This is a genomic window from Sorangiineae bacterium MSr11367 (assembly GCA_037157805.1).
Lineage (GTDB): Bacteria > Myxococcota_A > Polyangia > Polyangiales > Polyangiaceae > Pendulispora > Pendulispora rubella.
The window spans coordinates 10414033-10434832 of record CP089983.1 but is presented as its reverse complement, the minus strand read 5'-3'; the positions used below and the strand labels follow the sequence as shown (position 1 = coordinate 10434832).

The window sequence follows — 20800 nt, the reverse complement described above, 5'->3', positions numbered from 1 at the left end:
TTGGGGCCTAGAGCTTTGGACTAGGCCGGGCTGGGGGCGCTGCCCGACGCATCCGGCAGCAGGGCGTGTTTCATCTCTTGGAGCTGCGTGCGAATCGAACCGTCGATGACGGTGTCGCCGATGCGCGCGATGACGCCCGCGATGATCGACGGGTCCTCACGGCGGTCGAGGACGACGCGCTTTCCGGTCATCTTCTCGAGCTCGGCCTGGAGCTTCGCGTAATACCCCTCGCTGAGGCGCACCGCGGTCGTCACCGACGCGCGCACGACACCTCGCTCGAGGTCCGTCTTCTCTTTGAGCTGCTGCGCGATGTCCGGCAGGACGCGCATGCGGCGGCGGTCGTTCAAGAGCAGCAGCGTGTTGCGTGCCGTCTGCCCGAGGCCGAGTTGATCGGCGATGTCCCCGAGGATGGCCCGCTTGGCCTCGTAGGAGACCAGCGGATTCTCCAGCGCGCTCCGAAGCTCCGCGCTCGCCTGGTAATTCTGCGCGAAGAAGACGATCTCCTCGACCAGGGCGCCGAGGTTGCCGCTCTCCCGCCCGATCTCGAGGATGGCGGCCGCGTAACGGCGTGCAACGTTGGTGTTGACCATTTACTCCGTGCCTCCCGAAGAATGATTCGTCTGCTGCGCGTTGCTCGGCGCAGGCCGTGGCGGAACGCTGGCGGGACGCGGGAGCGGCGGACGCGCCGATCCTCCACCCGTGCCACCCGGACCGCGCGGGCCCGACGGCGGTGTCGTGGGCGAAGCCGGCTTGGACTTCGAGTTGCGCGCGGCCAGGTCCTGAAGGAAATTCTCGGCGAGGCGCTCGTGATCGGCCGCCGTGATGCGCGTCTGCAGAAGCTGCTCGGCCGCCGACACCGCACTCTCGACCGTCTCGCGCGTCAGGTCTTGCTTCACCTGGGCGATTTCGCTGGCGAGAAGCGCCTTCGCGTCGCGCTCCATGCGGGCCGCCTGCTCCTCGGCCTCGTGCACGATGCGCTCTTTCTCGACGGCGCCCGCCTCGAGAAGCCCCTTCTTCGCAGCGGATTGCTCCTCTTCGAGGGTCTCGAGCTTCTTCTGGTACTGCTTGGCGCGCTCTTTCGCTTCCTTCTTGATGCGTTGCGCGTTGTCGAGCTGCTCTTTGATGTTCGACTTGCGGCTGGACAGCGCCTTCGCGATCGGCTCGCGACCGAAGCGGTAGAAGATCCACATGAGGATCGCGAAGTTGATGATGTTCGCGATGTACGGCGTCGAGCCGGGCTTGAACTCGAACCAGTTGATGTCGCCCGGACCGTGATCCCCATGGCCTTCGTGCGCGCCACCTGCCCCGGAAGCTCCATGCTCCGCAGGTGCTCCGTGTGCGCCACCCGTTGCGGCCGACTGATGCTGCTCGTGCTGGTCACTCATCCCTGCACCTCTCGTCCAAGCACGCGGGTCGCAATGTCCTGCGCCAGCACCTTCGACTGCTCACGCAGTGCAGCGCGCACCTGCGCCGCGTCCGCCTCGGCCTGCTTGCGGCCGTCTTCCAGCGTCTTCGCCGTGCTGGCGCGGACGCGGGACATGATCTCGTTTTCCGTCCGAACGGCTTCCGCGCGGAGCTTCTCGCGCTCGGAGTTGGCCGCGTCGCGCGTCTTCTGCATCTCGCGCTGGTACTTGGCCTCCGCTTCCTCGGACTCCTTGTCCATGACGTGGCTCTCGTCGATGGCCCCTTGGATCCGCTTCTCGCGCTCGGCAAAGAGCTTGAGCATGGGATCGAACAAGGTGGGCTTGAGCACCACCATCAAGATGAGAAACAGGACGATTTGGCCGACCACCGTGAGGTCGAAGTCGACGTTGACCGCACCTTCCGCGGCGCGTGCCAGATTCGACTCCACCGCACCCATCATCGCGAGTGACATAGATCCGTCCCTAGGTCCTTCCAGACCCCGTTCGAGGCCTCTCTCCTTACAGAAGAAGCGAGGACAATCGTGCGGGAATTTCGCTTGAAAAGCAGGGAGCCACTACCACTACGGCGGCCCCCTGTCTACGGAGTTCTAGGTCGGGCGCCGCTCAGCCGATGTCGCCCTGGATCTCCGCCGCGTGTTTTGTCACGTCCACAGTGCGGTAGATTTTTTTCACGTTCCCGTCGGGCCCGATGACCACGGTCTGGCGCTTGGTGAGTCCGCCAACGAAGGGCACATTGAAGGACTTGGCGATGGCGCCGTCGGGGTCGCTCACGAGGAGGAAGGGGAGCTTGTGGTGCTCGGCGAACTTCTTGTGGGACGCGTCATCGTCGGCAGAAACCCCAATCATGACGGCCTTTTTGCCGAGTTGGTTCCACGCGTCGCGGAACGAGCAGGCTTCCTTGGTGCAGCCGGGGGTCTCGTCCTTCGGGTAGAAGTAGACGACGACGGATTTCCCTTTCAAAGCCGATAGTTGGATGGCTGAACCGTCGTGGGCCTTGGCCTTCAGCTCGGGCGCGGGCTTGCCAACCTCGAGCTCGCCAGCCGCGGTAGGCTCAGCGGTGGCCGCGGCGGGGTTGGCGACGGTCGGCGTCGGTGCAGCGGCGGGGGCTGCAGCAGCCGGGTCGGCGGTGGCGGCGCTGGTGGTGGCCTTGGAGCTGGATTCCGGCGGGGTCGAATCCTTCTGGCAAGCAAGCAGCGCGGTGGAGAGGGCAACGAATGAAACAAGACCGCGAATGGACGGGCACGGCATGGGTGAAGCCTCCTTCAAGGGTTCGCGAGGTGCGAGAGCACCACAGACCGGGTGATACGCCGCCGCGGTCGGAAGGTTACGTGGTTGGCCCGTACCTTCCATCAAATAATCCCGAACTCCTTGAGGCGCCGATAGAAGGTGCGGCGCGGGACGCCAACCAACCGGGCCGCCTGCACCCGGTTCCAGTTGCACTCCGCGAGGGCGTCCAGGATGCGCTGGCGTTCGGAGTCTTTGAATTCCGTCTTGTTGCGGGCCACGACGCGCGTGTTGGCGGTCGACGGCGGCCCCGCGCTGGCGCCCGTGGCGGATGCTGCGGATGCTGCGGACGTCGGCCGCACGCTGGACGTGTCCGGCAGCTCGAAGTCCTCGAGCTGGAGCTCGTTGGTGTCGCTCATGAGCCATGCGTTGAGCAGCACGTGTTCGAGCTGGCGAACGTTGCCCGGCCAGTCGTAGTTGGAAAGACGCCGCAGCGCCTCGCGATCGACCGCCTTGCGCTCGCGCCGGTAGCGCGCCGCGAAGATGGAGAGGAAGTGGTCGATGAGCGGCAGGATGTCCTCCGCGCGCTCGCGCAGCGGTGGGATGCGCAGCTCGACGACGTGCAAGCGGTAGAAGAGGTCCTCGCGGAAGCTTCCCTCGGCGACCATCTGGGAGAGATCGCGGTTCGTGGCGGCGACGATGCGCACGTCGCACGACTCCTCTTTGACGCCGCCCACGGGACGGACCGAGCGCTCCTGCAGCACGCGGAGCAGGCCCGCTTGCATCTTGATGGGGATCTCGCCGATTTCGTCGAGCAACAGGGTGCCCTGCTCGGCCTCGCGAAACAGGCCTTTGCGATCGCGGTCGGCGCCGGTGAAGGCGCCGCGCACGTGGCCGAATAGCTCGCTCTCGAGGAGGTTTGCCGGGATGGCCCCGCAGTTGACGCCGAGAAACGGCTTCTTGGCGCGGTTGCCCGAGGCGTGGATGGCCTTGGCGACGACCTCCTTGCCGGTGCCGCTCTCGCCGGTGACGAGCACGGGGACGTCGGTGTCCTTGATGCGCTCGATGATCGCGTACAGCTTGCGCATCGCCGCGCTGGTGCCCACGAGCCCCGCGTAGCCGAAGTGGCTGCGGAGCTGCGCGCGCACCTCTTTCAAATTGCGGCGCGTGACTTGGAGCTGCTCGGTGCGGCGGCCGAGGAGCTCGGAAACCTTGGCGTGCGCCGCCTCGAGCTCCTGGTTGGCGCGCGCGAGTTCGTCCGCGCGCTGCCGATTTTCGGCGATGAGGTGCGCGTTGGTGATGGCGATGGCCGCTTGATCGGCGAACGCCTCCAAGGTGGGCAGCTCCTCGGTGAAGCGCGCGCCGGGGCGAAGGCGGGTCTCCAGGTAGAGCGCGCCGATGGTCTCGTTTTCGCGCGAGATGGGCACACAGGCGATGGACTGGATCATCAACTGGTGCACGCTCACGGCCTCGGCGAGGCGCGCATCGTCGCGTGCACTGGTGGCGATGACCGGTTCGCCGGTGCGGACGACCTTTTCGGCGACCGAGTGCGAGAATTGCGCGTGCGGATCGTCGCCCTTGCGATCGCGCGAGGTGTGCGTCTGGAGCTCGCCGGCCGCGTTGGTGAGGACGACGAAGCCGCGCTCGGCGCCGAGCAAGGCGATGGCATGATCGGTGACCTTCGCCAGAAGCCGGCCGATGTCGTGGATGCTGGCCAGCTCGCGCGTGATCTCCAGGATGCGCACCAGCCGGTCCTCCGCCGGCACGGGACCTCGGCGCGTCCACGAGCTGCTGCGCTGGGGGCCGCTGGGCATGGTGACGTGCGAGGCGCCGTGGGCCTCTTGGAGGGCGTGCCGTCGCGGATCGTTCCAGAAGACTTCGCGCAGGTCGCGCGGGAGCTTGGCTGCCGTTTCCTCGAGGATGGAGAGCGCGGCCTCGACGTCGCGGCGGGCGAGCGCTTTGTTTCCCTGCGTCAGCGAGAGCCGCGCCCGGGCCTCCAGCGAGCGCCATTGCCATTCGCGGCGATCGGCCTGTGCGGCTTGGTCGTGCGCGCGATCGAAGGCCTGCCGGGCGGCGCCTTCGTCGCCCGAGAGCATCGCGATGGCGCCGGCGACGATCTGCGCGAGCGCTTCGTGTTCGCCGAAGCCGGACGGGCCGAGTGCCGCGCGGACCTTGCCGAGCCCCCGGCCCAAGGCGGCCGCATCGCCGCGCGCATCGGCCTGCGCGAGGAGGCCTTCGAGCCGCGACTCGGCGGCGTCGAGCGGCCTGCCGGTGGTTTCCCAGATGCGCGCGGACTCCTCGTAGAGCTCCGAGGCGCGGGGCACATCGCCCGTGCGTGCGGCCAGTTCCGCCTCGAAGCCCACGAGCATCGCCTCGTTGATCGGCGAAAGCTGCGCGCGTGCGGCCGCCAGCGAATCGATGGAGGCACGCGCCCGTGCGTAGCGGCCCAAGTACAAATCGAGGTTTGCGAGGTTGAGGAGCGCGCCTTGCAAAGCCAGAAGCCCGCCGGCGCGGCGTCCCATGTCCACGGCGGCCTCGAGGTGCGTCAGCGACAGCGCCAGATCGCCCTCGGCGCGTGCCAGCCCGGCGAGGTTCAAGCGGGTGAGCGCCACCGTGCCTGCGTCGCGGGCGTCCTCCGCCGCGGCGAGCGATTGCTCGTAGGCCTCGCGCGCCTTGCCGTTTTCGCCCGCGCGTTGGTGCACGATGGCCATCGCACCCAGGGCCACGGCTTCGAGGCGGCGGTCGCCCACCTGCCGCGCCAGTTCGAGCGAGCGCCCGAGCTCCGCGCGCCCCTGTTCGTCGCTGCCCATGAAGACGAGGGCGATGCCGCGCACGGACAGCGCATCCGCGGAGCGCGCATCGTCGCCCTCGATGGCGCCCTCCGCGAGCGCCGCTGCCTCGGCGTACGCCCCGCTTCGAAGGTGCGCGCGCGCCCGCGCCACCTTCCACGCCCGCGCGTATTTCGCCGTGTCGCGCACCGTCGGATCGATGGCATCCAGCTTGGCCGCGGCCGCCGCAGGATCACCGCGACCCAGCGCGATGCGCCCCTGGGCCACGGCCAGGCGTACGCGCTCGTGCACGTCGGCGGGATCGCCCAGCCGCGCGAACTCCTGCTCCGCTTCGTCGATGCGGCCCGTGTCGAGAAGCCGCTCGGCGCGCAGGAACTGGTCGCCGCGCGACACCGACGCGGGCACCAGCGAGACCTGGTGCTCGCTCTGCAGTACTGCATCGATGTCCTCGATGGAGATCAGCGGGCGATCGCCCACCTTGCGCAGCGCCGCGCGCAGGGCACCGGGCACGTGCGCCGTCCGCTCGATCAAATGATTCATCAGCGCCTTGGGTAGCGACGGCATGGCCCGCAGCACGAGCTCCTCGGCGGCGCGCGCATCGAGCTTGGGCACGTCGAAGCGCCGGGCATGTCCATCGCAGAGCTGGGCGACTTTCTCCACGCTGCCCACGCCCACGATGCGCGCTCCCTGTCGCGAGGCGCCCAGCATGACCCCGCGGGCCTCACGCCCCAGAAGGTGCACGTCGTCGATGATGATCACCGCCGACGCGAGCTCGGCCTCCGGCACCGCGCCAAGTTCCAGCGCGACCGCATCGGCCATCGAGAGAAGCCCGCCGGGCGAGGCCTCGATGCGCGCGACCGTGCGGCCCTCGATGCCCAAGGTCCACGCGAGCCGCAGGGCCAAGGTCGTGCGCCCCGAGCCGTGCGGTCCCACGATGGCCAGCCCATCGCCGGGGTCGAGGCCCGCCACCTCTTCGCTCAAGGTCTGCGCGACGCCCTCGAGCCCGAGGACCGGCCACCCGGGTTCCTCGGATCCATGGCTTTCGCGCCCGAACGACGATGGCCCCAAATGCGCCGCATGCCGCAGCGCGCTCGCGAACTCGTCGACGCTGGGAAAGCGCGCACTCGGCTCCTCCGCCATCGCCCGCGCCGCGACCGCGGCCAGCTCGGCCCCCATTGCGCTTCAACACCTCCGCCAACGTCGCCCCGAGCGAATACACCTCGGCCCGCACGGTGAGCGGCTCTCCCCGGAGCAGCTCCGGTGCGGCGTATTTCGGCGTCAGCCCTTCGGCCTGCGTCCCACGCCGCGCGCGCCAAGCCACCGTGAGGCCCAGGTCGACCAAGGTGGCGTTCCCCGCCTCGTCCACGATGATGTTTGCCGGCTTGATGTCCCCGTGCAGAAGCCCGGCCCGATGCAGAACGGTGAGCTTCTGGCTCGCGCCGATGATGGCCAGCAGCAGATCACGCGGCGGCCGCGTCTCGCGGGCATCGTCCAGGCTTTCGCCCGGGACCAGCTCGCGCACCAGGTAGCGCCGTCCGCTCTCCGGCAGAGCACCGAACGCGACCACGCGCGGGACCCCCAGGCCCTCGAGTCCCGAAAGGGCCATGGCCTCGCGCACCAGCGCCAGCCGCTCGTCGGTGCCCGCCCCCACGGCCAATGCTTTCAGCGCAAGCATGCGCCCACTCACGCGATCGCGCACCGCCCAAACTTCGCCACCGCCTCCCTTGCCCAGCGGATGTTTTGCTTCGTATCTCGGCGGAAGCAGGACCATCGATGACGATCCCGACTTATGTCACAGAACGAGGCCTCAGGGCTTCTGGGTTTTCTTGTCCAGCACCTTTTCCAGGCCGTAATTGGCGCTCAGGCCGAAGAAGAAGCCGGTGAGCGAAAACCCGACGGTGAGGCGCGCCACGAAGTCTTTCACCGGTTTGATGCGCACGCCAAATTGCGGCACCGCCAGGTGGATGAAGACGTTGGGCTTGGAGCCGCCGTTGACCCAGCTCGGCTCCTCGTACTGATTGACCTTGGCCACGCTCGAGTTGGAGTGCGCTCCCTTGGTGCATGCGTGCACCGAGCTCGGGTCGTCGTTCTCCGTTCGGCACGGCGCGTAGTGTTTGCCGTTGTCCGCCTGGTATGGGCCGTCGGCCTTTTCGTAGACCCAGTTGGTGACCAGCGAGCCAAAGATGGCCCCGAGGCCGACGCCGACGCCGTATTCGAAGTCGACGTTCCGGTGGACCTTGGTGGACCAGAGCAGGTCGGCGTTGACGTACAAGCCCTTCAAGCTGGAATTGACCAGCGACCAATTGTTGGCCGTATCCGGTTTGCCCTTCTCGAGAAAAAGAACGTCGCCGCCGGTACCATATTCGGTATACGTGATGGACGGAATGAAGGAAAAGCCATCTTTCCGAATGTCCAATTCCGCGCCGAAGGTATTCGAGTAAATCGTCTTTCCACCGTCGACGAAGATATTCATCAAAAACTTGGGAACGATGGTTCCGCGGTAGCGGGCTCCCACGAAGTAATAGGCCTTCCCCGGTTTCTCGTAGACGTCTTTGCTGTCGCTGGGCGGCTCCGCGGGCGGGTCGACGTGGGTTGCCGGCATCGCACTGGACGGCGGGGCGGCCAGCGGGGTCGATCCGGTGCTTGCCGGGTTCGTGCCCGGACTTTTTGTGCCTATGCTGGTAGGCGTGGTTTGTTGCGCGTAGCTCGACGTGGAAAAAACGAAGACGATGGTCGAAGCGATGAAAGGAAGGCGCAGGCGATGAGCTCTCATGAGTCCTCGTTTGGCGGGGCTGCGTTCTGGCTCAATCGTATACCACCTAACCATGAACCCGCAGTCCATCTGATGATGCACCGTCACGGTGGATGCGTATGACCGCACCGGTCGTGCGGGCAGGCTCCGTTCTCTGTTACCGGATGTTCGACGTGGGGGACGATGTATCCCTCGAACGTGCCGCGGGCTTGGCCCGCACGTCGGGCCTTTGCGACGCGTCCGAAGCGATCATCGGGCGGCGGCCTACGAGCACGATGGACGCTGCTGCCGTTCCGCTTCGCGTGGCCTTGGGAAAACGGAATATCTCGCTCCCGTCACTCGGGCGATCGCTCGAGGCAACATGCACGATACATCTATTTTCCACGGGCACGGTTTCCGTCTGTTACACGTTCCCCATCGCGCCGGGAACGTCGCTGGAAGCGCTTCTCCCCTTGTGTCAGGAACTTTACGTGTCCAGCACACTCGAAGCCACAGCACGTCGGGAGGCCGATGCGCTGGTGGCCGCCGTTGGGGGAGCGATCACGGGCGTGCACGTGTGGGACGAGTTCGAAGACTACACGGTGGTGCTGGTCCGCGCGTTCGAAGGCGATCTCACCGCCGATGCGGTCCTGCAATGGCCAGGTTTCCCCAAGCTGATCTTGGGCGAGCCTTCGCCCAAGCCGCTGGCCCACAAGCAGCGGCAGGACATTCTGCAACACGCATTTGGCTACCTCGATGAAGACCTGGTGGTGATCGATTGGAACAGCGCGTTCGTGCTGGATCCCGCGGGCGGTGCGGAGTTGGTGGATGTTTTGGAGTTTGCCAATTCGATTCTTTTGAATGTGCGCTATTACGATGACTTGCTCGATGTCGAGCTGCGCCACATTTATGCGGAATTGTCGCGCACGCGCCAGCGCAATGTCATCTTCAGCCCGTATGCGAAGTTCGCGCACGAGGTGATGCGGAATTGGCTCGGGCTGAGCGAGGTGTTGGAACGCATCGACAATGCCATCAAGGTGGCCGGCGAGACGTACGCGGCGCGCATTTACCGTGAGGCGGTGGTGCGCTTGCGGATCGACATGTGGAACGAGAGCATCGATCGCAAGCAGCGCCTGGTGTCGGAGGCGTACGGGATGCTCAAGGGCGAGGCCGAGCTTCGCAAGAGCCTGGCCCTCGAGGTGGCGGTGGTGGTGCTCATCGTCATCGAGATCATCGTGGCGTTGCGGGGACACGGCTCCGGCTAGGGAGGCGGCAGGGTTGGCAGGAGGGGGCTCTGCGGGTATTTCGCTCGGAATCGCGCCGCGCGCGCCCGTGCTTCCGCATCGCGGCCGGCGCCGACGAGGGCCTGAATCGCCAGGCTTTCGCGCTCTTCGGTGAGGTGCCCTTTGGGAAAGGTCCGCGCATGTTGCTCGGTCGCATCGAGGGCCGCCGCATAGTTGCCGCGCGCCAATGCGGCCCGGGCCATCTGCACGAGCGAGAGCTCCACCGCCAGGGTATCCGCGCTGTCTTCCTTCTTCGCCCGCGCGGGTGCCGGAGGGCGCGCGGCCGATGCCTGCGGGGGCGGGGCACTGGGCGCGGGCGGCACCGCGGCATCCGGCACGACGACGGAGGGCGCGACCTCCGCCGTGATGGCGGTCGCGGGTGCGGAGACGACCGGCGCCGGGGGTCGCGCTCGTTCCCCGAGTCGATAGCCCACGACACCGCCGCCCATCGCCCCCACCACCGCGGCCGCCGTGGCCACGGCGAGCTTCGTCTTCAAGATGGCTTTTGGCAGAGGGGATGGGGTCGGCGGAGCGGCGGGTGCGAGCGCCGCCGTCGTGGCGGCGAGGTGCTCGAGCACGCGTCCTTGGCGGGCGGGCGATTCGGCGTCGTAGTGGCGTTCGGCGTCGAGCAGTGCGGCGATGTCCGGCGCGATCGGGTCGAGCTTTTCACTCATCGCTCACCTCGGCGAAGTCGAATCCGGCGTGCCGCCTCGGTGAACTGCGTGCGCGCTGCCCGCAGCCGCGAATACGCCGTGAACATGGGAACGCCGAGCGACTCCGCGATCTCGCGCATCGGCAGCTCGTCGAGGTCGTGCATGATCAACACGGCGCGGCGATCCAGATCGAGCGCTTCCAAGGCTTCCAGAACGAGCGCGCGCTTCTGCGACATCTCCACCCGCTCGTCCGCGAGGGGGGCCGCATCGCTCGGGTCGAGTGGCTCGCTGCCCAGTTCTTCGCGGCGGTAACCCGGCCGGCGCCGATGGTGCGAGGCCACGCGAAAGACGATGCCGAACAACCACGGCTTGATCGCGCGCGCCCGATCGAACTCGCCGAAACGAAGGTGCGCCGCCAAGAAGACGTCGTGGGCGAGATCCTCCACGTCGCGATCGGCAATCCCGCATCGCCGCAGCGAGCGGCACACGTAGGAGAACTCGGTCTCGAAGACGGCTTGAAAGTGCGAATCCACGCCGCGCGTGCCCTAAAATTGCATGACCACGACGAGGCCTGCGGTGCCCGACACGGGTGGCATCGTCCAGATCGTGCGCCCGTTCAACGTGAGCGATGGCCGCACCAGCGCCGCCAATGCCTCCACCTCGGGACGAAGTGCCACGTACCGCGTCAGCGTCACCTCCACCCCCGCCCGCGCCCCCAACGCCGCGTACAGCCCATTGTCCTCCGCAGGCAGGCTCACGTCCTTCGACTCGCCCTGCAAGGACCCGATGGCACCCACCGCACAGAACTGCGCCACCTTCATGTGCACGCACGGGGCCAAGAGGCCCATCCCCGTCCACGCGTGCACTTCGCCACCCGTCGAGAGATCGGCGCGCGCCGGCAAAAAGATGCGTCCCTCTGCCGCGAGCGACAGCCTCGTCCACCTCAGGCCCACCGAGGCCCCCACGCCCAGCGCCGCCGACGGCGCGAGCCCGAGCGCGCCATGGCTCGAGAGCCCGATGCGCACCTTCGGTCGCTCCGCGTGCTCCGTGCCCTCGGCCTTTGACGGCACGGGCGGCGGCGTATCGTGCGGGACCTCCACGGGGGGCGGCTCGGAAGGCGGTGCCGGCAATGGCTCCAGCGGCGGGGGCGAAGGCCGCGGTCGCGCGATGGCCAGCGGGTCGATCGCGATGCTGATGGTGAACGCCATCGCCGAGCCGAGGCTCGCGCAGGTCATCTCGTGCGAGGACAGCTCGCGCACGCCAGGCGCCTCTCCGGGGCGGCGCACTTCGACTCGCCCCACGAGCCGTTCGCCCTTCTTTCCCACGGTGGCTTGCACCGCGGTGGACGCATCGTCCTTGAAGGGATCGTAACCGAGTTGGGCCGCCACTGCCCGTCGCATGCTCGCTTCGTCGCCACATGACTCGGCCCCTTCTCCACGCACGTATCGAAAGCGCGCCGAGGGCTCCGCCGACGCGGCGCGCGCGAGAAAAAGAAGAAGCAACGAAGAGACTACGAAGACAAAGCTGCGCGTCATTGTTCGAAGCAGTAAAGGTGCCCGCGCCGCTCGCACGGATTCGACGTCCAATCCGTCCATTCGTTGGGAGCCCCCGCCGGAGCGCCCACCTGCGCGTTGGCATTGCTTGCCGACGTCCACGCTTTGCACGTGGCGCCGTCGCGATCGAGCTGGCCACCGGAGTCGGTCCCGGTCCACACGAAGATGCCGTCGGCGATGCGGTTGCCGTACTCGTCTTGAACGAAGCTCGGGCCCTCGAGGCCCGCGTGCCATTCCCGTACGTCGGGTACGGTCATCAAGTTGCTCTTGTTGGCGAAAAGCCGCGCGGTGCGTCGGACGTTGTACCAGCCGCCGGGCACGTCGGCGATGCGATCGATGGCATGGTGGGCGCCGGCCCCCGCATCTTTGTCCGATGCATAGCTCGAGATCCACGCCCGCCACATGCCGCCGAGATGGGCCGCGGCCGCCGCCGTGGTGCACAGCTTGTCGGCACCGTCCGCGCCCGGATCTTTCTCCGGTGAGGCGCTCTCACCGCGCCCCTGCGTGGCCAAATCGGCGGTGTACGCCGCGCCCGTGACGAACATGCGTTTCGCGTCCGGTGGCCCGATGGTCGCGTGATCCTCCACGTCCTTCTTCGCGTCTCCGGCATCGCCGGCATCGACGATGTTCGTCCCCACGTCCAGCGCCGAACTGCACGCGGCGCCCGCCATCGCGAGCAGGCACGTCACGACAAGGCACGAGATGGCGTACTTCGCCATCACTGCTCGAGACAATACAAGTGCGACGGGTGGTGGCACTCCTCGATGGTGACGTTGGTCCACTTGGCGGGCTCCGGCATCATGAGGCCGATCGTGCCCTTGGTCGAACCCGTTTTCGACGCCGTCCAGCCGCTGCACGTGCCCTCGGCCATGTAACCGCCATTCCCCGTGCCGGTCCAAACTTGGGTGTTCTCGTCCACCCTCGTCGAAATGGGATCTCCGTATTCATCGAGCACGTTGCTCTTCGGGTCGTCCGAACCCGAGGTCCATCCGTTGGCCAGAGGATAGCTTGCCAAGTTGCCTTTGTTGGTAAAGAGGTGCGCCGTGCGCTTGACGTTGTACCAGCCACCGGAAACGTCCGCGATGCGGTCGAAGGCATTGTGCACCTCGATGCAGGTCGCTTCGTCTCCCATCGTGCAGCTCGAGATCCACGCCTTCCACGTTCCGCCTAGGTTGCCCGCCTGTGCGGCGCTCCTGCACAGTGAGTCGGCACCTTCCGCCCCCGGATCGCTCCCTGCCTTGGGCGCACCTTTCCCCAACACCGCGAGATCGCCGGTGTAGGCGGCCCTCGTCACGAACATCCTTTTCGCACCTGCCGATCCGGGGCCGGGCCCGCCGCCACCATCACGTTGATCGTCCCCGACGTCGAGCGTCGAACTGCACGCACTGCAGGTCACGGCGCCCAGTATCAGCAAGCCAAGAAAAAGAAGAGGATAGGTTTGTCTCATGCCCAGGGATTGCCGCGGCGTCGCGACGGTTGTTACGAAATCGAACCGACCCGATCGAAGGCGTGAAGGGCAGCATCTTTGAGCTGCTCCCGATCCGGGTAGGGAAGGAAGGCGCCATCGATGGCGTTGCACGTGAACCGCAGAAGGTCCGGTAGCTCGTAGCCGAAGGCCTCGGCCAGGTGCAAAAACTCTTGCGACGCCGTGGTGTCGCTCATCAACCGGTTGTCGGTGTTGATGGTCACGCAGAACCCGAGCCGATCGAGCCGCCCGAAGGGGTGCGTCGCGTAGCTGTACGCGCCACCGGTCTGCAAGTTCGACGTGGGACAGATCTCGAGCGGCACGCGCCGATCGCGCACGTAAGCCGCCAGGTGACTCATTCTAGGGGAGCCGGACGCTTCATCGATCTCCGCGGCGATGCTGATTCCGTGGCCAATGCGCCATGCGCCACACCGATGAAGCGCTTGCTCGAAGGGACGCGGGCCCAACCACTCGCCCGCATGCACCGTGGTGGGCATGTTCTCGTGCTGCAGAAACTCGAACGCGTCCAGGTGGGCGAGGGGCGGGTAGCCCACCTCCGCGCCCGCAATGTCGAACCCCACCACGCCGCGGTCGCGATGGCGCACGGTGAGCTGTGCAATCTCCAAGGCTCGCGCTGAGTGACGCATTGCGCACAAGAGCAATCCGACGCGCACCCTGCCCTGTGCCTGGCGTTCACCCTCGCGCAGGCCAGCCAGCACGGCGTCCACCGTCTCATCCAGGGTGAGCCCAGCCTGCAGGTGCTGCTCGGGGGCAAATCGCGTCTCGGCGTACACCACGCCATCCGCATCGAAGTCGGCCACCGCCTCCGCCGCCACGCGCGAAAGTCCCTCCGGCGTCTGCATCACTGCGGTGGTGTGCGCAAACGTGGACAGATAGCGCAAGAGTGCGTGCGAGTTGGCTTCGCCGATAAACCACTGTCGCAGCGCCTCGGGATCCGTATGGGGCAGTGCGTCGTAGTTCACGTTTGCGGCCAACTCGATGATGGTGGACGGACGAAGTCCGCCATCGAGGTGGTCGTGAAGGAGCACTTTGGGTACGCGGCGAACGGCTTCCACGCTCAGGGAGGTCGGTTTCATTTTTGCAATCTCGTGTCGGCATTGTTTCAGCATTGTTCGCTCGAGCCGCCCCCGATGCTAAGCTGAAGGACATCCAACGGGGGGAGGAGTTAGTCGCCTCTTGATTCTCCACGGACGCGTTACCAAGCAAGCCATCGACCGCAATCAAAGCGGGATGTTTCACAAAGAACTGGTGGTGACGTCCGGGCGGGTGCCGCTCGCCATGGTGCGCAAACGTTGGGCGGCGAACGATGGCGGCACGCGCTCGCCGGTGCTTCTGGTGCACGGCTTCGGGCAAAACCGATATGCGTGGCACCTGCCGTCGCGCAGCCTGGCCAATCATCTGGCGCGCGCCGGCTTCGATGTGTTCAACGTGGATCTGCGCGGACATGGACGCACGCGTCAGCTGACCAGCGTGGGCTCTTGTGGAATCGACGACTACGTGCGCGAGGACTTGCCCGCTGCCGTGGAAGAGGTCTCGCGCATTAGCCACAACCGGCCCGTCTTCCTCGTGGGCCACTCGCTGGGAGGCCTCATCTGTTACGCCGGCGCGCCCGAGCTTTCCGGCCTGGTCGCCGGCGTCGTCGGCATCGGGAGCCCGTACCACTTCACCAACGGTTCGTGGTCGTTGCAGACGTTTGCGCTCTTCTGGAAGGCCATCTCCGCGATGGGCGTGCGCCCGTGGAATCTGCCGGTGGCCATCCGCCCCATCGGATCGCTGATTCGCACGTTCCGCCGCGTGGCCGAGAGCCCGCTCTACCCCATTCCGCTGCGCGGCTGGCACGTGGGCGCGCTCGAGCCGCACGTTCTCGACGAGCACCTGCGCCTCGCCTTCGACCGCGCGATGCTGCACGACTTGGTGAACATGTTCGAGTGGGCCAACGAACGCCGTTTCGGCGGCGCCGCCTCCGACTACGCCGAGCGCTTCGAGAAGCACGACGTGCCGCTGTTCGTCATCTCGGGCCAGCGCGACGACATCGCGCCCCCTGCGAGCGTGCGCCCCGCGTTCCTGCGCAGCCGCTCCTCGGACAAGACGTACCGTGCGGTGCCCTTCGGCCACATCGACCTGCTCATGGGCCGCGAGGCACCGCTCAGCACATGGTCACTCGTCAGCTCGTGGCTCGACAAGCGCGCGGCTTAATCGTCGAACCGCCAAGACGCCAAGAACGCCAAGGTTTGAATCAAACAAACACTTGGCGTCTTGGCGGTCTAATTCGGCTTCCGCTCTAACGACGCTTCGGCGCGGTTCGTTCGCCGTTGTCGCGCGACTCCGCACGCGATTCGCGGCCGTCGCGCTGAAGCCGCGCCACCTCTTCTTCGAGGCGGCGCACCGTGCGTTTCAGATCCTTCACCTCGTCCTCGGTCGCCAAGGCCATCGCCTTGGCGATCCGCTCGGCCTGCTCCTGGGTGAAGGTCTGTACCTTGCCGGGCATGCTCATGGCGGTCATCACCGCCTTCATGACCCGCTCGTCCTGCATCAACTTCATGACGCGCGGGTCACTCATCCACTTCATGCCCTGCTTCAGCAGGGTTTTCTTCAGGCTAGCCATGCTGACGCCTCTGTATCAGTCTTTGGCGTCGCCGCGGGCGAAGATCGAAGCGACGTAGTTGAGGACGTCCGTCGCGCTCACCTCGTTGTAGCCGAAATTCTTGATCAATCTCGACTTGATGATGTCGATCTTCTCCTGCGTGTCCTTGTCGACCACGGCCGCCACCAGGGTCTTCAGCTTGATCGAGTCCTTCTGATCCTCGAACAGCTTCAACTCCAGCGCACGGCGCAAACGGTCGTTCGTCGACCATTGGAACTTCTTGCCCTCGACCGCCAGGGCACCGATGAAGTTCATGATCTCGCGACGGAAGTCGTCCTTGCGGTTCTCGGCGATGTCCACCTTCTCCTCGATGGATCGCATCAAGCGCTCGTCCGGCTCCTCGTCTTGGCCGGTGTAGCGGTTCTTGACCTTCTCCTTGAGGGTGTACGCCTTGATGTTGTCGATGTAGTTCGCCGCCAGCTTCGCGATGGCATCTTCATCGGCACTGATGGCGCGCTGCACCTCGTTCTTCACGATCTCTTCGTACTCGCGCTTCACCATGCTGATGATTTCGCCGAAGCGTTTGCGCTGTTCGTCGTTGGTGATGAGCGAGTGGTGACGTAGGCCCTTTTCGAGCTCGTTCATCACCATGAAGGGGTTGATCGTCCCTTCGCCCGCATCGTTCACCAGCGCGTTTGAGATCTTGTCCTGCACGTAGCGCGGGCTGATGCCCTCCATGCCTTCGCGCTTCGACTCCTTGCGCAGCTCCTTCACCGTGTCCTGCGTGTAGCCGGGGAGCACGCGGCCGTCGTACAGCTTCATCTTCTGCACGAGCGACAGATTGTGCTTCTTCGGATCCTCGAGGCGCGTGAGCACCGCCCACATCGCAGCCACCTCCAACGTGTGCGGCGCAATGTGCTTGTTCTTGATCTTCTTGGTGCTGAAGTCTTTCTCGTAGATCTTGATCTCTTCGTTGAGCTTCGTGATGTACGGGATGTCGATCTTGATGGTTCGATCGCGCAAGGCTTCCATGAACTCGTTGTTCAGGAGCTTCTTGTACTCGGCCTCGTTGGTGTGGCCGATGATCACCTCGTCGATGTCCGTCTGGGCGAACTTCTTCGGCTTGATCTTGTGCTCCTGCGAAGCACCGAGCAAATCGTAGAGGAACGCCACGTCGAGCTTGAGCACCTCGATGAACTCGACGATGCCGCGGTTGGCGATGTTGAACTCACCGTCGAAGTTGAACGCGCGCGGATCGGAGTCCGACCCGTACTCGGCGATCTTGCGGTAGTTGATGTCGCCCGTAAGCTCCGTGGAGTCCTGGTTCTTCTCGTCCTTCGGCTGGAAGGTACCGATGCCAACGCGGTCTTTCTCCGAGAGCACGAGGCGCCGGACGCGAACGTGGTTCGCGATCATCTTGGCCCAGTTGCCTTCGTACTTCGTCATCAAGTGCTTGAAGACGAAGCGGCTTGCCGGGTCGAGATCGCCTTCGCAGCGAACCTTGAACTGGTCGTTCGACAGCCCCAGCTCGTTGATGACGCGGGTGCGCCATTCCGGCGGGATGAGGCGCAGGGGCTCTTCGTTCATCGGGCTGGGGAAGACTTCCGCTTCCGTGCCCGTGAGTCCGCTGCCCTGCAGGTTGGTCCAGTCGAACGAATAGAGCGCGCCGTCGGGGGTGCGCGAATAGGCTTCCAGTCCCTGCTTGAGCAGGCGCGCGATGGTGCTCTTCGACGAGCCGACGGGCCCGTGGAGCAGGATGACGCGCTTTTCGGGTCCGTATCCTTCCGACGCCGCCTTCAGCACGTGAACGAGCCGCATCAGCGGGATGTCGAGCCCATAAATGGCGTTGGCGCCGTTGTTGAGCTCGTCCTTGAAGAAGTTGTACCGAACCAGTTTCTTCTTGTTGTCGATGTACTCTTCGGTCCCGTAGCTGATGATCATGTCGTAAACGCGCTGGTACGCGTTCCGCGTGATCTGCGGCCGTTGACGCACGACTTCCAAGTACTCTTCGAACGATCCCTCCCAATGCAGCTCGCGGTACAGGGCGTAGTCCTGCATTGCGGCGATTCGCTCAGTCATCGAAGTGCGTGTTTCAGCCATCCGTATCTCCTCTGTCAGCTTTGTGAGCTCTGTCGGCCTGTGAGCTTCGAGAGCTTGTCAGCAGCTTGGATTCTCGCCCGTCTCGCCAGCTTGGATTCTCACAGGATAACACGGCATGGAAAGAACACCCCTCCGAAGGCCGAGGTGCACGGGGCCTTGCTCGAGGCGCCGGAACGTCGCACCTTGTCGTCGAAACGAACTTCTTGGCGGGATGAAAATCGCATGCTCGCCTGTTGTCACTCGCTCTTCCTGGTTATGGCGGGTTCGTGGACTCCCGCTCCACTTGCTTGGATGAAGCAAGCTGGCGCGTTAATGGCAAGCGGTTCGACAAAGAGGCACACTAGGGAAGGATTTTGGGTCGAAGGAGGGAAGCTCACATGAAAATCGGTTCGCTCTGCAATGCCGGTTCACTGCGGGCTGTCGTCCCTTGCCTCTTGAGCGGCTGTCTTTTGGTACTCGGGCCCGCCCTTGGCGGATGTGCCGAGGCCTACGATCAACCCGCCGCGTACCCCTCTGCTTCTGTTTCTGGGTCCGCGGAAGAATCCAGCACGCGCTCGGCGAGCCTTGAGGCAAATCCTCCGGCGCCACCGCAGGAGATTGCCATCGGGGTGGACGAAAAGGCTTATGCCGACACGGATCCGACGGCCCTCACCGAGTTCCGCTCGACCTTGGAGCCGTACGGTAACTGGGTGGAGGACGCCAACTACGGCGTCGTTTGGGTACCGTCCCCCAAGGTGGTGGGGGCGGACTTTGCGCCGTACGTCAGCGCGGGGCATTGGGCCTACGACGACGACTGGGTTTGGGTGTCCGACTACTCGTGGGGCTGGGCTCCGTTTCACTACGGCCGTTGGGTCGCCATCCCGGGCCGCGGTTGGAGCTGGATCCCTGGGCGCACGTACCGTGGAGCGTGGGTCACGTGGCGTCTGGGATACGGGGCCTACGACTACATCGGCTGGGCTCCGATGGCGCCCAGCTGGTACTGGCGCGGTGGCTATGCCGTAGGGTTCTACGTCGCTCCGACCCCAACGTATTATTACTGCCCGCACCGCGACGTGTTCAGTCCGGCGATTGCCGGGCGCATCGTTCCGCCGTCGCGCGTTCCGCCCATCGCCTCCAACACGCGACCGTACTACCCGGCGGATCCCACGGTCGGGGGCGGACGCTCGGTGGCTACGCCCACGGTGGGTGGAGATCGCGTGGCCGCGCGACCGGACCTGGGGCATGGGCCTCCTCCGGCCACGATCGGATACGCCGCGCCGGGCTTCGCACGGCCACCGGCCAGCGACTCCGGGCTTTCCCGTGCACGCGCGTTTGCCACGCCGTCCACGGCGGTGGCGGTGGGCGCCCGGCCTCCGCAAGGTTTTGCTCCGCCGCCCACCCCCGTGCCGGTGGCGATCGGCGCGGGCCGTCCGGGGGTGCTACCCACCGGGCCGACCCGCTTGCCAGACCACGTCGGTGCCGCACCGCGGCCGTACATTTCGCCTTACACGAGCCCAACCGTCGTGGGCCGCACGTCGGTTCCCCGGCCCATGTATGGACCCTCGTCGAGCCTTCCACCGTCCCCTACGTTCCGCTCGAGCCCGTCCATCAGTGCCCCGTACCGCGCCCCAACGTTCTCACCTCCGCCACCTCCCGTGTTTCATCACGCACCCTCACCGATGTTCCATGGGGGCGGGAGCTTTGGCGGCGGTGGCGGAAGCTTCCACGGCGGCGGCGGAAGCTTTGGCGGTGGTGGTGGTCATAGCCCCGCGACGCCATCCATCGGCGGTGGTCGATCCGTAGGCGGCCGGCGTTAATCTTCTTAGACCTTGGAGAGTCCCATGTTTCGAAAATCGTTGGCCACCGCATTCTGCGTTCCCGTTCTCGCGTGCCTTGCCATCGCCAGCACGGGATGCGACGACGACGATGATTGGCGCCACGGGGATGCGTACGGCGGCTGGGTCAATTCACCGCCGCCCCCGAGCAGCGGGACCACCACACCGATCCTGGCGGAAGTCGACACCGATCAGACGCTGAACGCCAACCCCGGGGAGGGCGTGGGGATCTACACGGAGTACTCCACCGGCGGCCACTGGTACATCTGGTGGACGTGCGACACGAACCGCGACAAGGCCCACCGGCCCTGCGTCTTCGACGTGGACGTGCACGTCGAAAGCGGCAAAATCGCCAATGTGCGCGGCGACCGTCTTCTCTCGAGCGACAGCGTCACCGCGAGCAGCAACGGCACCGACGCCGGGGCCCACACGGTGACCACCACCGCCGTCGCGGGCATCGTGTTCGACACGGATCCCGGGGCGGTCATCCAGCTGACGGGCTACGTCGACAACAACGCCGACTCGTCGTACTTTTTCTTCGTGCAGAACGGCCAGGTCAATGGTGGCTTCACGGGCCGTCTGACGAATCCCTTGCGTCTGCAAGGATCGCGTCCCTAGACGAATGAGCGTACGCGTCGTCGTTGGACTTGGGTCGAATCTAGGCGATCGGCTGGCCACCCTGCGTGAAACGGCGGGGCGCATCTGCGCGGAGGTTGCGCCCATCGTGGCCGCCTCGTGGATCTACGAGACGGCGCCCGTGGGGCCGCCGCAGCCGCACTACTTGAATGCCGCGCTCTTGCTTCATTGGGCGCCAGACGATTTGCCTGCGTTGCTGGCGAAGCTGCAGGCCATCGAAGCGTCGCTGGGGCGCGTGCGGCGCGAGCGGTGGGGCGCGCGGACGATCGACTTGGACATCCTTTGGGCCGAGGATGTCGTCTTGGACCTTCCGCGGCTCACGGTGCCGCACCCTCGTGTGCACGAGCGCGCGTTCGCCATTCTGCCGCTGCTCGATGTCGCGCCCGACGCGCCCTATGCGCGGCCTGCGACGGTACCGGGCGAGATTGAGCGGTTCGCACCGGGGCATGAGTGGGTCGCGTTGTAGGCGCAAACCAAAACCCAAAACCCAAAACCCAAAACCCTCAAACCAACCCCCAAAACC

At 65.8% G+C, this 20800-nt stretch carries 19 protein-coding genes and 1 pseudogene; 5 read left to right on the top strand and 15 right to left on the bottom strand.

Annotated elements, in window-relative coordinates; genetic code table 11:
• Nucleotides 1-20: 20 nt before the first annotated feature.
• The 7 genes and pseudogenes from atpH to LVJ94_40190 all read right to left on the bottom strand — a co-directional run bounded on the left by atpH (nt 21) and on the right by LVJ94_40190 (nt 8210).
• Nucleotides 21-590, bottom strand: coding sequence for an ATP synthase F1 subunit delta (atpH, locus tag LVJ94_40220; protein WXB03121.1), 570 nt, complete (start codon nt 588-590; stop codon nt 21-23).
• Nucleotides 591-1385, bottom strand: a complete 795-nt coding sequence (locus tag LVJ94_40215) for an ATP synthase F0 subunit B (GenBank protein ID WXB03120.1) — start codon at nt 1383-1385, stop codon at nt 591-593.
• Nucleotides 1382-1876 carry an ATP synthase F0 subunit B gene (locus tag LVJ94_40210; protein WXB03119.1) on the bottom strand — a complete coding sequence of 165 codons (495 nt, stop codon included), beginning with the start codon at nt 1874-1876 and terminating at the stop codon, nt 1382-1384. The genes LVJ94_40215 and LVJ94_40210 overlap by 4 nt, the downstream gene beginning before the upstream one ends.
• Nucleotides 1877-2027: 151 nt before the next feature.
• Complete coding sequence (locus tag LVJ94_40205; GenBank protein ID WXB03118.1) at nt 2028-2672, bottom strand: peroxiredoxin; 645 nt, start codon at nt 2670-2672, stop codon at nt 2028-2030.
• A gap of 101 nt (nt 2673-2773) precedes the next feature.
• Nucleotides 2774-6613, bottom strand: a complete 3840-nt coding sequence (locus tag LVJ94_40200) for a sigma 54-interacting transcriptional regulator (protein WXB03117.1) — start codon at nt 6611-6613, stop codon at nt 2774-2776.
• A 61-nt stretch (nt 6614-6674) separates the two neighbouring features.
• Nucleotides 6675-7208, bottom strand: a pseudogene (locus LVJ94_40195) (protein kinase).
• A gap of 36 nt (nt 7209-7244) precedes the next feature.
• A complete protein-coding gene (locus tag LVJ94_40190; GenBank protein WXB03116.1) occupies nt 7245-8210 on the bottom strand; it encodes a hypothetical protein in 966 nt (321 codons plus the stop codon).
• Between the two features lie 98 nt (nt 8211-8308).
• Here LVJ94_40190 and LVJ94_40185 point away from each other — a divergent pair, with 98 nt between their 5' ends.
• On the top strand, nt 8309-9433 hold the full coding sequence (locus LVJ94_40185; protein WXB03115.1) for a hypothetical protein: 1125 nt from the start codon (nt 8309-8311) through the stop codon (nt 9431-9433).
• Here LVJ94_40185 and LVJ94_40180 read toward each other — a convergent pair.
• From LVJ94_40180 to LVJ94_40155, 6 genes are all read right to left on the bottom strand, one after another.
• Nucleotides 9430-10125 (bottom strand): hypothetical protein, encoded by a 696-nt coding sequence (locus LVJ94_40180; GenBank protein WXB03114.1) that lies wholly within the window; start codon nt 10123-10125, stop codon nt 9430-9432. The genes LVJ94_40185 and LVJ94_40180 overlap by 4 nt on opposite strands.
• Entirely contained in the window at nt 10122-10637 is a 516-nt protein-coding gene (locus LVJ94_40175; protein ID WXB03113.1) for a sigma-70 family RNA polymerase sigma factor, read from the bottom strand. Before LVJ94_40175 ends, LVJ94_40180 begins: the two co-directional genes overlap by 4 nt.
• A 12-nt stretch (nt 10638-10649) precedes the next feature.
• On the bottom strand, nt 10650-11639 hold the full coding sequence (locus LVJ94_40170) for a hypothetical protein (protein WXB03112.1): 990 nt from the start codon (nt 11637-11639) through the stop codon (nt 10650-10652).
• The gene (locus LVJ94_40165) at nt 11636-12379 is read right to left on the bottom strand and encodes a hypothetical protein (GenBank protein WXB03111.1); all 744 of its coding nucleotides are present in this window, start codon (nt 12377-12379) and stop codon (nt 11636-11638) included. Before LVJ94_40165 ends, LVJ94_40170 begins: the two co-directional genes overlap by 4 nt.
• Complete coding sequence (locus tag LVJ94_40160; GenBank protein WXB03110.1) at nt 12376-12951, bottom strand: hypothetical protein; 576 nt, start codon at nt 12949-12951, stop codon at nt 12376-12378. The genes LVJ94_40165 and LVJ94_40160 overlap by 4 nt, the downstream gene beginning before the upstream one ends.
• A gap of 185 nt (nt 12952-13136) precedes the next feature.
• The gene (locus LVJ94_40155; GenBank protein WXB03109.1) at nt 13137-14219 is read right to left on the bottom strand and encodes an adenosine deaminase; all 1083 of its coding nucleotides are present in this window, start codon (nt 14217-14219) and stop codon (nt 13137-13139) included.
• Nucleotides 14220-14319: 100 nt separating this feature from the next.
• Here LVJ94_40155 and LVJ94_40150 point away from each other — a divergent pair, with 100 nt between their 5' ends.
• The gene (locus LVJ94_40150) at nt 14320-15339 is read left to right on the top strand and encodes an alpha/beta hydrolase (GenBank protein WXB03108.1); all 1020 of its coding nucleotides are present in this window, start codon (nt 14320-14322) and stop codon (nt 15337-15339) included.
• Between the two features lie 85 nt (nt 15340-15424).
• Here LVJ94_40150 and LVJ94_40145 read toward each other — a convergent pair whose 3' ends face one another.
• Both LVJ94_40145 and LVJ94_40140 read right to left on the bottom strand, forming a co-directional pair.
• On the bottom strand, nt 15425-15748 hold the full coding sequence (locus tag LVJ94_40145; protein ID WXB03107.1) for a hypothetical protein: 324 nt from the start codon (nt 15746-15748) through the stop codon (nt 15425-15427).
• A 15-nt stretch (nt 15749-15763) separates the two neighbouring features.
• Nucleotides 15764-17827 (bottom strand): serine protein kinase, encoded by a 2064-nt coding sequence (locus tag LVJ94_40140; GenBank protein WXB03106.1) that lies wholly within the window; start codon nt 17825-17827, stop codon nt 15764-15766.
• Nucleotides 17828-18204: 377 nt separating this feature from the next.
• Here LVJ94_40140 and LVJ94_40135 point away from each other — a divergent pair, with 377 nt between their 5' ends.
• Genes LVJ94_40135 through folK form a run of 3 tightly spaced genes read left to right on the top strand, consistent with a single transcriptional unit; the run spans nt 18205 to nt 20743 of the window.
• Nucleotides 18205-19623, top strand: coding sequence for a hypothetical protein (locus LVJ94_40135; GenBank protein WXB03105.1), 1419 nt, complete (start codon nt 18205-18207; stop codon nt 19621-19623).
• Between the two features lie 24 nt (nt 19624-19647).
• Nucleotides 19648-20259, top strand: a complete 612-nt coding sequence (locus LVJ94_40130; GenBank protein ID WXB03104.1) for a hypothetical protein — start codon at nt 19648-19650, stop codon at nt 20257-20259.
• Between the two features lie 4 nt (nt 20260-20263).
• Nucleotides 20264-20743, top strand: coding sequence for a 2-amino-4-hydroxy-6-hydroxymethyldihydropteridine diphosphokinase (gene folK, locus LVJ94_40125; protein ID WXB03103.1), 480 nt, complete (start codon nt 20264-20266; stop codon nt 20741-20743).
• Nucleotides 20744-20800: the final 57 nt, after the last annotated feature.

Bases quoted from the DNA above. Each gene is read 5' to 3' on its own strand.
- atpH (WXB03121.1), bottom strand. From the start codon at position 590: ATGGTCAACACCAACGTTGCACGCCGTTACGCGGCCGCCATCCTCGAG.
- LVJ94_40215 (WXB03120.1), bottom strand. From the start codon at position 1,385: ATGAGTGACCAGCACGAGCAGCATCAGTCGGCCGCAACGGGTGGCGCA.
- LVJ94_40210 (WXB03119.1), bottom strand. From the start codon at position 1,876: ATGTCACTCGCGATGATGGGTGCGGTGGAGTCGAATCTGGCACGCGCC.
- LVJ94_40205 (WXB03118.1), bottom strand. From the start codon at position 2,672: ATGCCGTGCCCGTCCATTCGCGGTCTTGTTTCATTCGTTGCCCTCTCC.
- LVJ94_40200 (WXB03117.1), bottom strand. From the start codon at position 6,613: ATGGGGGCCGAGCTGGCCGCGGTCGCGGCGCGGGCGATGGCGGAGGAG.
- LVJ94_40190 (WXB03116.1), bottom strand. From the start codon at position 8,210: ATGAGAGCTCATCGCCTGCGCCTTCCTTTCATCGCTTCGACCATCGTC.
- LVJ94_40185 (WXB03115.1), top strand. From the start codon at position 8,309: ATGACCGCACCGGTCGTGCGGGCAGGCTCCGTTCTCTGTTACCGGATG.
- LVJ94_40180 (WXB03114.1), bottom strand. From the start codon at position 10,125: ATGAGTGAAAAGCTCGACCCGATCGCGCCGGACATCGCCGCACTGCTC.
- LVJ94_40170 (WXB03112.1), bottom strand. From the start codon at position 11,639: ATGACGCGCAGCTTTGTCTTCGTAGTCTCTTCGTTGCTTCTTCTTTTT.
- LVJ94_40155 (WXB03109.1), bottom strand. From the start codon at position 14,219: ATGAAACCGACCTCCCTGAGCGTGGAAGCCGTTCGCCGCGTACCCAAA.
- LVJ94_40145 (WXB03107.1), bottom strand. From the start codon at position 15,748: ATGGCTAGCCTGAAGAAAACCCTGCTGAAGCAGGGCATGAAGTGGATG.
- LVJ94_40140 (WXB03106.1), bottom strand. From the start codon at position 17,827: ATGGCTGAAACACGCACTTCGATGACTGAGCGAATCGCCGCAATGCAG.
- LVJ94_40135 (WXB03105.1), top strand. From the start codon at position 18,205: ATGAAAATCGGTTCGCTCTGCAATGCCGGTTCACTGCGGGCTGTCGTC.
- LVJ94_40130 (WXB03104.1), top strand. From the start codon at position 19,648: ATGTTTCGAAAATCGTTGGCCACCGCATTCTGCGTTCCCGTTCTCGCG.
- folK (WXB03103.1), top strand. From the start codon at position 20,264: ATGAGCGTACGCGTCGTCGTTGGACTTGGGTCGAATCTAGGCGATCGG.